At 69.6% G+C, this 15,667-nt stretch carries 2 protein-coding genes (1 of these 2 only partly in view); both read right to left on the bottom strand.

Annotated features, from left to right (window positions below):
- Positions 1-5,435 carry the 5' portion of an amino acid adenylation domain-containing protein gene (locus ACFY2X_RS07695; RefSeq protein ID WP_389933906.1) on the bottom strand. 2,437 nt of this gene lie to the left of the window's left edge, so 5,435 of the gene's 7,872 nt are visible here — the first part of the coding sequence; its start codon is at positions 5,433-5,435; the stop codon falls past the left edge of the window.
- Positions 5,432-15,667: an amino acid adenylation domain-containing protein gene (locus ACFY2X_RS07690; protein WP_389933903.1), complete on the bottom strand. Its 10,236-nt coding sequence runs from the start codon at positions 15,665-15,667 to the stop codon at positions 5,432-5,434. Before ACFY2X_RS07690 ends, ACFY2X_RS07695 begins: the two co-directional genes overlap by 4 nt.

Genomic DNA, 15,667 nt, shown 5'->3' with positions numbered 1-15,667 from the left:
TCGTACCAGGCGCCCAACCGGGTCAGGTCCAGCGCCTCGCCGCCGAACACCACGTACCGCAGGGCGAGATCCCGTCCCGTGGCGCCGCTGTCCCGATCGGCCTGCATCAACTGATAGAACGCCGACGGGGTCTGGTTGAGGACCGTGACACCCTCCCGGACCAGCAGCTCCCTGAACTCCTCCGGAGAGCGGCTGACCGCGTGCGGCACCACCGCAAGCCTGCCGCCGTACAGCAGCGGGCCCCACAGCTCCCAGACGGAGAAGTCGAAGGTGTACGAGTGGAACAGAGCCCACACGTCGTCTGCGCCGAAGCCGAACTCGCGGGTGGTCGCGTCGAACAATCGCACCACGTTCCGATGGGTGACCACCACGCCCTTGGGCGTTCCCGTCGAGCCCGAGGTGTAGATCACGTACGCCGGATGCGCCGGCGCCAACCGGCCGAGCCGGTCGGCGTCACCAGGATCACCAGCGGGCTGGGCGGCCAGCATCGCGAGGGTGTCCGGTGTGTCCAGCACAAGCCGTGGCACGGCCGGGGAAACCACCGCACCCGCGAACTCGGAAGTGGTCAGCAGCAACGCCGGCCGGGTGTCGTCGAGCATGAACTCGACACGCTCGGCCGGGAAGCTCGGATCGATCGGCAGATAGGCCGCGCCCGCCTTGAGCACGGCCAGCACCGCGACCACCAGCTCCACCGATCTGGGCACGACCAGGGCGACGATCCGCTCCGGGCCGACCCCCTGGGAGATCAGGTGGTGCGCCAGCCGGTTCGCCCGCGCGTTCAGGTCCGCATAGGACAGTGAGTCGCCCTCGCACACCACGGCCGTCGCATCCGGCGCGACCGCGACCTGCCGCTCGAACAGTTCCGGCAGGCATGCCGCGTCACGCGCGGGAGCGGTGACGCCGCCGGCGAGCAATGCGCGTCGTTCCTCGGAGCCGAGGATCTCGATGCGGCGGATCGGCAGGTCCGGGTCGGTCACAGCCGATCGCAGCAGCCGCACCAGCCGCGCGCCCAGCTGCTCGATGGTGGCTCGTTCGAACAGGTCGGTGCTGTATTCGATGAGTCCGTCGATCCCGGAGGGAGATCCGTCTTCGGTGTGCCGTTCGATCAGGTTGACCAGCAGGTCGAATTTGGCGGTCGTGGCATCGGCCGATTCGGGTGTGACCTCGATACCGGACAATCCAGGACTGGCCTGCGGAACGTTCTGCAAGGACAGCATCACCTGGAACAGCGGATGCCGCGCCAGCGAGCGCTCGGGGTTCAGGATCTCCACCAGGCGTTCGAACGGCACGTCCTGGTTGGCGTACGCGGCCAGGCCGGTCTCCCGTACCCGCCCGAGCAGCTCCCGGAAACTCGGATCGCCCGAGGTGTCGGTACGCAACACCAGGCTGTTGACGAAGAACCCGACCAGCTCGTCCAACGCGTCGTCGGTGCGCCCGGCGATCGGCGTGCCGATCGGGATGTCCGTACCCGCACCCAACCGCGTCAGCAACGCGGCAAGACCCGCCTGCACGACCATGAACACGGTCGAACCCGACGCACGGGCCAGCTCCACCAGCCCGGCGTGCAACTCGGCGTCCATCCCGAAGGGAACCGTGTCACCCCGGTAGGAGGCCTCCGCCTGACGCTGCCGGTCGACCGGAAGCGTCAGCTCCTCCGGCAGCCCGGCCAGGGCGCGTCGCCAGTGGTCCACCTGCTGGGAGATCAGACTGTCCGCGTCGTCCTCGTCACCGAGAACCTCCCGCTGCCACAGCACATAGTCGGCGTACTGCACCGGCAACGGCGACCATTGCGGAGCGGCACCGGCACACCGGGCGGCGTAGGCGATCGACAGATCACGCGCCAGCGGAGACAAGGACCACCCGTCACTGGCGATGTGATGCACCACCACGACCAGCACGTGCTCCTCGGCTCCCAGCGCGAACAGCCACACCCGCACCGGAAGCTCACTGCCCAGGTCGAACCCGTGACCGGACACCTCGGCGATCCGCTCGCGCAGCTCAGGCTCCGCGACGTCCACCACGGACAGTCGCGGCCGCGCCTCCTCGGCCGGGAGCACCCGCTGGTACGGCGTGCCGTCGACATCCGGGAACACCGTGCGCAGCGACTCGTGCCGCTCCACCACATCACCCAACGCCACCTGGAGCGCGTCCCGATCCAGCGGACCACGCAACCGCAACGCCATCGGCACGTTGTAGGTGGCGCTGGGCCCCTCGAAGCGGTTGAGAAACCACAACCGCCGCTGCGCGAACGACAACGGCACCACGTCCGGCCGCGCCACCGGACGCAGCGCCGACCGGGCGCCTCCGGCCTGCCCGAGCCGTTGCGCGAGTTCGGCCACGCTCGGCGACTCGAACAGGGCCCGGATGGGCAGCTCGGCGTCGAACACCGTCCGAATCCGGCTCACCAGCCGGGTCGCCAGCAGCGAATGCCCGCCCCGCTCGAAGAAGTCGTCCTCCACCCCCACCGAGGGCACACCCAGCACCTCGGCGAACAGCCCGCACAAAACCTCCTCCTGCGGGCTCCTCGGCTCACGCCCCTGACCCGGCACCGCCGCATCAGGCGCGGGCAGCGCACCCCGGTCCACCTTGCCGTTCGGCGTCAACGGCAACGCGTCAAGAAGAACGAACGCGCTGGGCACCAGATGGCCGGGCAGGCGGTCGCGCAGGTAGTCGCGCAGCGCGCCCGGCTGGACGTCACCGCAGGGCACCGCATAGGCCACCAGCCGCTTGTCCCCCGGCCCGTCCTCGCGCACCACCACCGCGACGTGCGAGACGGCCTCGTGCGCGGCCAGCACGGCCTCGACCTCGCCGAGCTCGATCCGGAAACCCCGGATCTTCACCTGGTCATCGGCACGCCCCAGATACTCCAGCTCACCGGAGGTCTTCCACCGCACCACGTCACCGGTGCGATACATGCGCTCACCCGGCCCGCCGAACGGGCACGCCACGAACCGCTCCGCGGTCAGGCCAAGCCGGTCAAGGTAGCCGCGGGCCAGCCCGGCACCGGCCACATACAGCTCGCCCGCCACACCAGGTGGTACCGGCCACAGCCGGTCGTCCAGCACGTAGACCCGGGCGTTGTCGATCGGGCGGCCGATCGGCACCACATCCGACGGCAGGTCCTCACCGGGCCGGATGCGATACTCCACGCAACCAACGGTGGCCTCGGTGGGACCGTACTCGTTGATCACGGTGGTGCCCGGGTGCCGCCGGCGCCACCCTCGCAGTGTCTCCCCCAGGAGCTGCTCACCGCCCAGGACGAGATCCCCGGACGGGGAGAACCGGTCCGGCAACGCCTCGAGCAGCACGGCGTGGCTCGGTGTGGCCTTGAGGAACGTGCACCCGGTCAGCTCGGGTACGGCCTTGTCGTCCAGCTCCGTGACGACCACCCCGCCGCCCACGGTCAGCGGTACGAACAGGGTGGTCACGGTGAGGTCGAACGACACCGGTGAATGCAGCAGGGCGACACCGCCCGCACCCGGGTAGGCACGACCAGCCCACGACACGTACTGGGTCAGCGAACGGTGCTCGACGACCACGCCCTTGGGGCGCCCGGTCGACCCCGACGTGTAGATCACGTATGCCGGATTGGCCGGCGTCAACGGCGCGATGCGGTCCTCGTCGGACGGGTCGGTGCCCGGGCAGTCGACCAGCGCCGCAACGGTCTCGGGTGCGTCCGTCACCACCGTCGATCCCGTCGTGACCGGCAGTCCGGCCGCGACCCCGGCGTTGGTCACCACGCAGACCGGGCGTGCGTCCTCCAGCATGAACCCGATGCGCTCGGCCGGGTAGTCCGGATCGATCGGTACGTAGACCCCGCCCGCCTTGAGCACCGCCAGCACCGCGACCACCAGGTCCACCGACCTGGGCAGCACCAACGCCACCACCCGCTCGGGTCCGACGCCCCGGCGGATCAGGTGATGCGCCAACCGGTTCGCCCGCGCGTTCAGGTCCGCATAAGACAGTGAGTCGTCCTCGCACACCACGGCGACGGCCTCCGGGGTGCTCCGCACCCGCGCCTGGAACAGCTCGGGCAGGCACGTTCCGGGGATCTCGGCGGCGGTGTCGTTCCACTCCACCAGCAGCCGCCGACGCTCATCCGGCGGCAGGATGTCGATCACGCCGACAGGCCGGTCCGGATCGGCGGTCACGACGCCGAAAAGCCGCACCATCCGCTCCACCAGCGCTTGTACCGTGTCGCGGTCGAACAGGTCGGTGGCGTACTCGATGGCGCCGCGCAGTCCGGCCGGTGCGCCGTCCTGGGCGAACTGCTCGACGAAGTTGAACGACAGATCGAACTTCGCGGCCTCGGAGTCCAGCGGCTCGGGGGTGACCGTCAGCCCGGAAAGCTCCGCGGAGAACCCGGCGTTGTTGTGGAAGGACAGCATCACCTGGAACAACGGGTGCCGCGACAGGGATCGTGCCGGCCGCAGGACCTCCACCAGGCGCTCGAACGGCAGGTCCTGGTGTTCGTGCGCAGCCAGGTTCACCAGGCGGACACGGCGTACCAGCTCGCGGAAGTCCGGGTTGCCCGAGGTGTCGGTGCGCAGCACCAGAGTGTTGACGAAGAATCCCACCAGGTCGTGCAACGCGTCGTCGGTACGCCCGGCGATGGGCGTGCCCAGCGGGATGTCGGTACCGGCACCCATCCGGGTCAGCAACGCGGCAAGACCCGCCTGCACGACCATGAACATGGTGGCGCCGCAGTCCTTTGCCAGCCGGGTGAGGCCGCGGTGCAGCTCGGCATCGAGGGTGAACTCGACCAGCGCGCCTCGGTGACTGGCCACCGCGGGACGGAGCCGGTCGACGGGCAGGCTCAGTTCGTCCGGAAGCCCGGCGAGGTTCCGCCGCCAGTACTCGACCTGCTCGGTGTACAGGCTGTCCGGGTCGTTCTCGTCGCCGAGCAACTCCCGTTGCCACAGCGTGTAGTCCGCGTACTGCACCGGCAACGGCGACCACTTCGGTTCACGCCCGGCACGCCGGGCCGCGTACGCCGTGGCCACATCCCGCGCCAGCGGGGTCAACGACCATCCGTCGCCGGCGATGTGGTGCACGACCACGACGAGAATGTGCAGCTCGGCGCCCAGCGCGAACAGCCGCACATGCAACGGGGGCTCGGCGGCCAGATCGAACGCGTACCGCGCCGCCTCAGCCACCGCGCTGTCCAGCTCGTGTTCGCCGACCTCCGTCAAGGACAGCGTGGGCCGTGCCTTGTCCGCGGGAAGAATCCGTTGCCTCGGCGTGCCGTCCACGTCCGGGAAGACCGTGCGCAGCGACTCATGCCGCTCGACCACATCACCCAGCGCCGCCTCCAACGCGGCCCGATCCAGCCTTCCGGCCAGCCGCATGGCGAACGGGATGTTGTAGGTGGAGCGCGGCCCCTCCATCTGGTTGACGAACCACAACCGGCGCTGAGCGAACGACAACGGAATCACGAGACCTCCTCAGGCTCTCGGCGCATCGGCCGTAGTGCCGGCCGCGCCTTGCGGGCGCCATCGAGCTGCTCGGCAAGGCCCGCCACGGTCGGCGACTCGAACAGCACTCGAATCGTCAGCTCGACACCGAGGGCCGAGCGGATACGGCTCACCAACCGGGTGGCCAGCAGGGAATGCCCGCCCAGGTCGAAGAAGCTGCTGTCGATTCCGACCCGGGGCAGACCGAGGACCTCGGCGTACAGGCCGCACAGGGCCTCCTCCCGCGCGTTGCGCGGCTCCCGGCTGGACGCCGCGGCACCGAAGTCGGGCGTGGGCAGGGCGCGGCGGTTCAGCTTTCCGTTCGGTGTCAACGGAAGCGCGTCCAGCACCACGAACACGCTCGGCACCATGTAGTCCGGCAGCAGCGAGGCGGCATGGGCTCGCAGGCCGGCCGGATCGAGCGGGGTACCGGCCGCGGGGACGACGTAGCCCACCAGGCGCCGGTCACCGGGACGGTGCTCGTGCGCGAGCACCGCGACCTGACCGATTCCGGCATGCCGGCGGAGTGCCGCCTCGATCTCACCGAGCTCGATCCGGAAGCCCCGGATCTTCACCTGGTCGTCGACACGACCGACGAAGACAAGGTTGCCGTCCCGCCGCCACCGCACTATGTCTCCGACCCGGTACATACGCGAACCGGCGGGGCCGAACGGGTCGGCGAGGAACCGCTCGGAGGTCATCCCGGGCCGGTTCAGGTAGCCGCGGGCCAGTGCGACGCCCGCGACGTACAGCTCTCCGGCTACACCGGGTGGTACGGGCCTCAGCCGGTCGTCCAGCACGTAGAGCCGGACGTTGGGCAGCGGCCTGCCGATCGGCGCGGGTGTCTCCCACTCGGCCACGTCGGCCGGCAGCAGGTACGAGGTCACGACCTGCGTCTCGGTCGGGCCGTAGTGGTTGTGCAGGCGTCGGCCCGGCCGTACCCGGTGGAATTCCCGCACCCTGGTGCTCAGGGTCAGAGCCTCACCGGCCTGTGCGATCTCGGTGAGGCCACGCACCTCGCATCCGTGCTCGATCGCGGCCTCGGCGAGCGCCTCGATCATGATGTTGGGCGCGAACAGCTCGGTCACCTCATGCTGGTCCAGCCATCGCGCGAACAACTCGGCGCTGCGGCGGGTCTCCTCGCCGGGGATCACCAGCTCCTTGCCGAGCGTGAGGGCCGCCAGGATCTCCTGCGCGGCCACGTCGAAGCTCAGCGCGGTGAACTGCGCCGTGCGCACCCCGGCGCCCCCGGGGAGCACGGTGCCGTGCCAGAGCAGCAGGTTGATCATCGCTCCGGCGAGCATCACCACGCCCTTGGGTTCCCCGGTGGAGCCGGAGGTGTGGATCACGTAGGCGGGGTGCAGCGGGTGAAGTGGGGCGGTGCGGTCGGTGTCCACCGGATTGGCGAAGGACTGTGTGCCGAGCTCGGCGACAGTGTCCGGGTCGTCCAGCACCACACAGACGGTGTCGCTGTGGCCGGGCAGTTCGGACCGCAACGCGGCGGTGGTCACCACGCAGGCCGGTTTGACGTCCTCCAGCAGGAGGGCGACCCGTTCCGCCGGGTACTCGGGGCTGATCGGCGAGTAGGCCGCTCCTGCCTTGTACACCGCGAGCAGGGACACCACGAAGTCCACCGACCGGGGCAGGGAGATGGCGACGATCGTGTCGGGTCCCACCCCCTGGCCGATCAGGTGCCAGGCGAGCCGGTTGGCCCGCAGGTTCAGCTCGGCGTAGCTGAGCCTTTCGTTCTCGAATGACAGTGCCGGAGCGTCCGGCGTCTCGGCCGCCTGCGCCTCGAACAGCTCGGGGATCGAGGTGTCCGGCCGGTCCAGGGTGGTGGCGTTCCACTCGGCCAGCGTCAGCTTCCGCTCGTCCTCGGTCAGCAGGTCGACGGCGCTGAGCGGCTGTACGGGCTCGACCACCATGGCGGTCAGCAGCCGCAGCCAGCGGTCGATCACCCGCTGCACGGAGTCCCGGTCGAACAGATCGGTGCTGAACTCGGCGTAGCACTCCACGCCCTGCGCGCTGCCGTCCTCCGCGTGGTGCTCGGTCAGGTTGAAGAACAGGTCGACCCGGGAGCTGCCGGTTCGCGTGGGCTCGACGGTCGCGGTCATCCCCGGCAGGCCGAACTGCCCGCGTGGCGCGTTCTGCAGCGCGAGCATCACCTGGAACAGGGGGTGATGGGCCAGGGACCGCGTCGGGTTGAGCACCTCGACCAGGTACTCGAACGGCACGTCCTGGTGTGCGTAGGCGGCGAGTGCGGTGCCCCGCGCCCGTTCCACGAGTTGCCGGAAAGTGGGATCGCCCGAGGTGTCGGTGCGCAACACCAGGGTGTTGACGAAGAACCCGACCAGCTCGTCGAGTGCGTCGTCCAGCCGTCCGGCGATGGGACTGCCGATCGGGATGTCGGTTCCCGCTCCCAATCGGGTCAGCAGCGCCGACAGTCCGGCCTGCAGCACCATGAACAGGGTCGCGTTCTCCGTACGGGCCAGCTCCACCAACCGGGCGTGCAGCTCCGCGTCCATCGTGAACGCCACGACGTCACCGCGGTGGGAGGCGACGGCGGGGCGCGGGCGGTCCGTGGGCAGCACCAGTTGTTCCGGCAGCTCCGCCAGGGTGTCCGACCAGTACCGCACCTGCTGGGCGAACAGGCTCTCGGCGTCGTCCTCGCGGCCGAGCAACCGCCGCTGCCACAGGGTGTAGTCCACGTACTGCACCGGCAGCGGGGACCACTGCGGCGCCCGACCGGCGACGCGAGCGGCGTACGCCTCGGTGAGATCCGAGGACAACGGCGCCATGGACCAGCCGTCACCGGCGATGTGGTGCAGCACGAGCATCACCACGTGCTCGGTCGGCCCCAGCCTGAAAAGCTCGGCGCGGAAGGGCGGTTCCTCCGCCAGGTCGAAGGAGCGTCGAGCTGCGGATTCCAGTACCTCTTCGAGATCCGCCCCGGCGATGTCGATCGCCGTCAGCTCCGGCCTGACCAGCTCGGGGTCCAGTACGACCTGCTGAGGCTCGTCCGCCACGTCGGGGAAGACCGTGCGGAGTGTCTCGTGCCTGTCGATCACATCGTGCAGGGCCTGCCGCAACGCCTCCCGATCCAATTCGCCGGACAGCCGCAATGCCAACGGCATGTTGTAGGTCGGGCTCGGCCCCTCCAGGCGGTGCAGGAACCACAACCGCTGCTGCGCGAACGACAACGGGATCCGATCCGGCCGCTCTACGGGAACCAGCGGCGGACGAGCACTGTCCGTCGGGGCGAGCGCCTCGGCCAGCTGCGCGACAGTCGGATACTCGAACAGGCTGCGGACGCTCAGCTCCACCCCGAGCACGGCCCGGATCCGGCTGACCAGCCGGGTGGCCAGCAGGGAGTGCCCGCCCAGATCGAAGAACTCCTCGTCGATCCCGACCTCGGACACACCCAGAACCTCCGCGAACAACTCGCAGAGGATCTCCTCACGCGGGCTTCGCGGACCGCGAACACCCACGGCACCGTCCGGCTCCGCCGGCCTCGTACGGTCCTGGACACGTTCCACGAACTCCAGGACACCCGACGCGGTACGCCGCACCACATCGCCGGTGGCGTACATCAGGGAACCCGGCTCACCGAACGGATCGGCCACGAACCGCTCGGCCCTCAGCCCCGCACCGGAAACGTACAACTCACCGGTGACCCCGTCCGGAACCGGCCGCAAACCCTCATCCAGCACATACGTTCGCACCACCGGCCGATCCGGCTCGGCCATGACCTCCCCGAGCAACCGCACCAACCACTCGGCGATCGCCTCGACACTGCCCCGGTCGAACAGGTCCAGGGAATACTCGATGGCCCCGCTGATCCCATCCGGACTGCCATGGGAATCGAATCGCTCACCGATGTTGAAAGACAGGTCGAACTTGGCGACGCCCAGCTCGACCGGTTCGGGAGAGGCCAGGATCCCGGGGAGCTCCAGCACCGCGTCACGGTTGTTCTGGAACGCCAGCATCACCTGGAACAGCGGATGCCGCGACAGCGAGCGAGCCGGGTTCACCACCTCGACGAGTCGCTCGAAGGGCACGTCCTGGTTGGCGAAGGCCATCAGGTCGGTTTCTCTGACCCGCCGCAGCAGTTCGCGGAAGCTGGGGTCACCGGTGGTGTCGGTGCGCAGCACCAGGGTGTTGACGAAGAACCCGACCAGCTCATCGAGCGCGTGGTCGGTTCGTCCCGCGATCACGCTGCCGATCACCAGGTCGGCACCCGCGCCCGACCGGGCCATCAGCGCGGCGAGACCCGCGTGCACGACCATGAACACGCTCGACCGGCATTCCCTGGCGAATTCGGTCAACTGCCGGTGCAGGCCCGCGTCGATCCGCAGTTCGACCTCGCCGCCGCGGCTGCCGAGCACCGTGGGCCGTGGGCGATCGGCCGGGATCGACGACTCCTGAGGCAGTCCGGCCAGCTGCCCGCCCCAGTAGTCGAGCTGCCGGGAGATCGAACTGCCCGCGTCCTTCTCGGTGCCCAGCAGCTCTCGTTGCCACAGGGTGTAGTCCGCGTACTGGACCGGCAGCGGCGACCAGACTGCGGCACCGCCCCGGCACCGCGCCGAGTAGGCCACGGTCACGTCCCTGGCGAGCGGGGCCATGGACCAGCCGTCACCGGCGATGTGATGCACCACCAACAGCAGCACGTGCTCGGTGGCCCCGAGCGCGAACAGGTGGGCGCGGACCGGCAGCTCCGCCGCCAGATCGAAACCGCGGTAGGAGGCGTCCGTCAGCAGTCCGGGAAGTTCCGCACCGGAAGTGTCCACGACGGACAGGTCGAGCCGAGCCTGCTCGATGGGCAGCACCCGCTGGTACGGGGTTCCCTCGAAGATCGGGAACACGGTCCGTAGCGACTCGTGGCGTTCGAGGACGTCGCCCAGCGCCAGCAGGAGCGCGTCCCGGTCCAACTCGCCGGACAGCCTCACGGCCAGCGGGAGATTATAGGTGGCGCTGGTCTCCTCCAACTGGTTGAGGAACCACAGCCGCTGCTGGGCGAACGACAACGGAACCCGTTCCGGTCGCGAGGCCGGGCGCAGCGCGGGCCGGGCGTCGCCCGCCCCGTCCAACCGTTCAGCCAGGCCCGCCACGGTCGGTGTCTCGAACAGATCCTGGATCGCCAATTCCACGCCGAGGACCGAACGCGCCCTGCTGATCAGCCGGGTCGCCAGCAACGAGTGCCCGCCCAGATCGAAGAACCCGTCGTCGATCCCGATCCCGGAAACATCAAGAACCTCGGCGAACAGCCCGCAGAGAATCTCCTCACGCGGGGTCCGAGGGGCACGGCCGCCGCCTCGGACGTCGAACTCGGGTGCGGGCAGGGACCGGCGGTCCAGCTTGCCGTTCGCGGTCAGCGGCAACGCGTCCAGTACGACGAACCCGGCCGGAACCATGTGCTCCGGCAACCGGTCCCGCAGGAAGGTACGGAGCGAGGGGACCAGCGCGTCGGACTGCCGTGTTTCCCCGCCGGTCACGACGTAGGCGGCGATCTGCTTGTCCCCGGTGCGGTCCTCACGGATGACCGCGGCGGCCTGCGTCACGCCGGGGTACTGGGCGAGTACCGCGTCGATCTCGCCGAGCTCGATCCGGAAGCCCCGGATCTTGGCCTGACCGTCGACCCGGCCGACGAACTCCAATTGGCCGCCAAGATTCCAGCGGACCCGGTCACCGGTGCGGTACATGCGGGAACCCACCGGTCCGAACGGATCGGCGACGAACCGCTCCGCGGTCATTCCCGGCCGGTTCAGGTACCCACGGGCCACGCCGATACCGGCGACGTACAGCTCTCCGGCCGCGCCGACCGGCACCGGCCGCATCGCCTCGTCAAGCACGTAGACCCTGGTGTTCCACACCGGACGGCCGATGGGCGCCGTCGCGTCCGTGGGCAGGTCCGTGCCCATGGTGGCGCACACGGTCGCCTCGGTCGGGCCATAGGCGTTGATCATCTGCCGGCCGTCCGACCAGTGCTCGACCAGCTTGGGGCTGAAGACGTCACCACCGACGATCAGCGTCCGGAGCTGGGGCAGCCGCGCCAAGGGCATGGTGCCGAGGACAGCTGCTGTGACCATCAGGTGGCTGATTTCGCCGCGCCGCAACGTCTCGACCAGGGCGTCCCCGGCGAGGGGGCCGGGCGCAGGCACGACCAGGGTCGCACCGTTCAGCAGCGCCATGCACAGCTCCGCCACCGCGACGTCGAAACTGATCGCGGCCAGCTGGAGCACCCGGTCACCGGGAGCGGAGGGATGCGTGGCGGCGAGGTTGCCCAGACCGGTGTGCGGGACGACCACGGCCTTGGGGCGTCCGGTGGAGCCCGAGGTGTAGATGACGTATGCGGCGCTGTCCGGAGTCAACGGGCCCAGGCGGTCCTCGGGCCGGGGGTCGGCCTCCGGGCATCGGGTCACCTCGGCCAGCGTCTCGGCGTCGTCGATGATCACTCGCGTGCCACTGGCCTGCTCGGGCAGGTTCCGCGCCACCTCGGTGCTGGTCACCACCAGTACCGGCGCGGCGTCCTCCAGCATGTAGGCGAGCCGCTCGGCCGGGTAGCCCGGGTCCAGCGGCACGAACGCCGCACCGGTCTTGGCGATGGCGAGCACGGCGACGACCATGTCCTCCGAGCGGGGCAACGCGAGGCCCACGAGCCGTTCCGGCCCGGCGCCGAACCGGATCAAGTGGTGCGCCAGCCGGTTCGCCCGCGCGTTCAGGTCGGCATAGGACACAGCGGCGTCGGCGAACGAGACGGCGGTGTGCTCCGGCGTCCGCGTGACCTGCGCCTCGAACAGTTCGGGCAGGGTGGCCGGCGGAACCTCGTGGCCGGTGTCGTTCCACTCGGCCAGCACCCTGTGGCGTTCCTCCGCCGTGAGCAGGTCGATCTCGCTGATCGGCCGGTCCGGCTCGCTCACGACGGCACGCAGCAGCTCCGACAGCTGTGCCAGCAGGCGCTCGATGGCCGCGCGATCGAACAGGTCGGTGCTGTACTCGGCGACGCCGTCGATTCCCGAAGACACGCCGCTCGCGTCGTAGCGTTCGGTGAGGCTGAGGGAGAGCTCGAACTTGGCATGGCCGACACCGACCGGTTCCACGCCCACCCGCAGGCCGGGCACACTCCCGTCGTTCGCGGGAGCGTTCTGCAACACGAGCATGACCTGGAACAACGGCTGCCTGGCCGTCGAACGGTCCGGGTTGAGGACCTCGACCAGCCGCTCGAACGGCAGATCCTGATGTGCGTACGCCGCCAGGCTGGCGGCACGCACCCGGTCGAGCAGCTCACCGAATGTGGGATTGCCCGAGGTGTCGGTGCGCAGCACCAGGGTGTTGACGAAGAACCCGACAAGCCCGTCGAGCGTGTCGTCCAGCCGTCCTGCCGACGGGATGCCGATCGGAATGTCGGTCCCGGATCCCGATCGGGTCAGCAGGGCGGACAGCCCGGCCTGCAGGACCATGAACAGACTGGCCTGGTTGTCCCTGGCCAACCGGAGAAGTGCCTCCTGCAGCTCGGGCTCCAGGTGGAAGCCGAGCACGTCACCACGCCGGTCGGCGTTCACACGCCGCGCACTGCTGCCCGGCAGCTCGAGCCGGTCCGGCAGATCTGCCAGGGTCTCCAGCCAGTAGCGAAGCTGCTTGCTGGAGCGGCTTTCCGGATCGTCCTCGTTCCCGAGCAACTGCCGCTGCCACAGCGTGTAGTCCACGTACTGCACCGGGAGCGGGGACCACTGCGGCGCCCGACCGGCGACGCGAGCGGCGTACGCCTCGGTGAGGTCGGCGCCCAGCGGCTCGACCGACGCGCCGTCACCGGCGATGTGATGGAGCACGAGCATGAGCAGCGCCTCGTCCTGCCCGAGTTCCAGCAGCCGCACGTGCAGCGGTGGCTCGTGGGCCAGGTCAAAGCGGTGGGTGGCGGCCTCCACCACGGCGCTGTCCCGGCCGCCCGCGCTGACGTCCACGGTGGACAGCGGCGGCCTCACCTGTCCGGGTTCCAGCACCTGCTGGTAGGGCACGCCGTCCACGTCGGGGAAGATCGTGCGGAGTGTCTCGTGCCTGTCGATCACATCGTGCAGGGCCTGCCGCAACGCCTCCCGGTCCAGCTCACCGGAGAGCCGAACCGCCAACGGCATGTTGTAGGTCGGGCTGGGGCCTTCCAGCCGGTAGAGGAACCACAGTCGCTGCTGCGCGAACGACAGCGGAATCCGGTCCGGCCGCTCTACGGGAACCAGCGGCGGACGCGCCGGATCGACGTGGTCGAGGACCCCGGCCAGCTGGGCGACGGTAGGGTTCTCGAACAGGCTGCGGATGCTCAACTCCGCCCCGAGCACGGCACGGACACGACCGATCAGCCGCGTCGCCAGCAGTGAATGCCCGCCCAGATCGAAGAACTCCTCGTCGATCCCGACCTCGGACACACCCAGAACCTCCGCGAACAACTCGCAGAGGATCTCCTCACGCGTGGATCGAGGACCGCGAGCACCGGCCTCAACGGGACCGTCCGGCGCGGGCGACGCCGCCTCGGCCACGCTCGGATCGACCCGTACACCCCGAACGGTCACCAGGTTCGCGGCGCGCCCCAGGAACTCCAACGTGCCCGAGCCGGTCCATCGCACCACGTCACCCGTGCGGTACATCAGGGAGCCGGGCTTGCCGAACGGATCGGCCACGAGCCGCTCGGCTGTCGCCCGGGCTCGCTCCATGCCGGCACCGGTCACGTACAACTCGCCGGGGAATCCGACCGGTGCCGGCCGCAGACTCCCGTCCAGCACGTAGGCACGCGCGTCCGAAGCGTGTTCCAGCGCGGAGGCGTCCTCGGAGTGCCGCTCGTGCCAGGCCCTCACTCCCGCAACCGCGCCGGACGAACCCGGCCAGTCCGCCACCAGCCTCGGCAGTTCGTACGGGGATGGCATGTCGAGCCGGCCGATCGGGGTGGTCTGATCGACGGTGGCGATGGTGTTCAGCAGGCCGACGAACCGGCGCAGGTGCGCATCGGCCTCCTCGACCTCGTACAGGTCGGGGTTGGCGTAGAGGTCGATCTGCAGTTCGTCGTCGTCGTTGCGGTCGTACACCGTGATCGACAGATCGTCGATCGGCCCGACGGCCATGTAGTGCGCGGTCGCCGGGTGACCCGCGAAGTGCAGGGTGTGGTCGGAGGTCAGCAGGTTGACGTGCGGTCCGACCAGGCGTTGACCGCCACCGACCAGGTTGAGGTCCCGATACAGGTGCTCCAGCCGGTACCGCTGATGCCGCATGACCTCCTTCATCCGCGCGGAGGTGTGCTCCAGCAACTCCATCACGGTCATCCCCGGGCGGAGTGTCAGCCGCAGCGGCAGCAGGTTCGACACCATTCCCGGGGCGTTCTGCGCAGCCCGGCCCAGGCGGGTGGTCACCGGCAGGCCGATGACCACGTCCCGCTCGCCGGTCAACCGGTGCACATACAGGGCTTTCGCCCCGATGAGCACGACCGGCCAGGCCGCCCTGATCTCCCACGCCCTGGCCCGCAGGCTCTCCACGACCGAACGGGACAGCGACGTGGTCCGGCACATCAGGCCGGTGGGCATGGCCGGTCGCCTGCCGGACAGGCTCACGGGCTCAGGCGAACCGGTGAGCTGTTCGGCCCAGTACTGCTGCGCCGCCGCAAACTGCTCGGACTCGCGGTACTCGGCGTCCCGGTCGATGAGCACGCTCAACGGCCCGAACGAGGTGTCCGGACAGGGAGCGCCCTCAGCCAGCGCGGTGTACAACTCCGCGACCCGGCGCATGAGCATCGTCACCGAGAACGCGTCGATCAGCACGTGATGGTAGATGTGGAACCAGAGAAACCGATCGGGCGCCACCTTGAACAGGGCGAACACGAACAGCGGGTCCCGCATGGGATCCAGGGGCCGGGCGAGGCGATCCCGCATCCATTTCTCGGCCTCGGTCATAGGGTCCGGTTCGGCGCTCATGTCCAGCACGGACAGCGCCCAGGACACCGAGGGCTCCACGATCTGCCGCGGCTCGTCCCGGTCGCCCACGAAGCGCACGCGCATGTTCTCGGCCTCGGACACGGCCTGGTGCAGCGCCTGGTCGAACAAGGCCGGGTCGATCGCGCCGAGGATCTCCAGGTAGCCGCCCACCTTGTAGATGGGGTTGGCCGGATCGAGCCGCTGGCCGAACCAGATCCCGGCCTGGCCGTCGGTCAACGGCAGGCGTGTGCCCTGCAGATCAGACAT

The sequence above is a fragment of the Streptosporangium sp. NPDC000396 genome, from assembly GCF_042898655.1.
In the GTDB taxonomy this organism is placed as follows: domain Bacteria; phylum Actinomycetota; class Actinomycetes; order Streptosporangiales; family Streptosporangiaceae; genus Streptosporangium.
Note: the sequence above shows the minus strand (reverse complement) of the source record. Positions and strands in the feature narration are given on the sequence as shown.

Bases quoted from the DNA above. Each gene is read 5' to 3' on its own strand.
- ACFY2X_RS07690 (WP_389933903.1), bottom strand. From the start codon at position 15,667: ATGTCTGATCTGCAGGGCACACGCCTGCCGTTGACCGACGGCCAGGCC.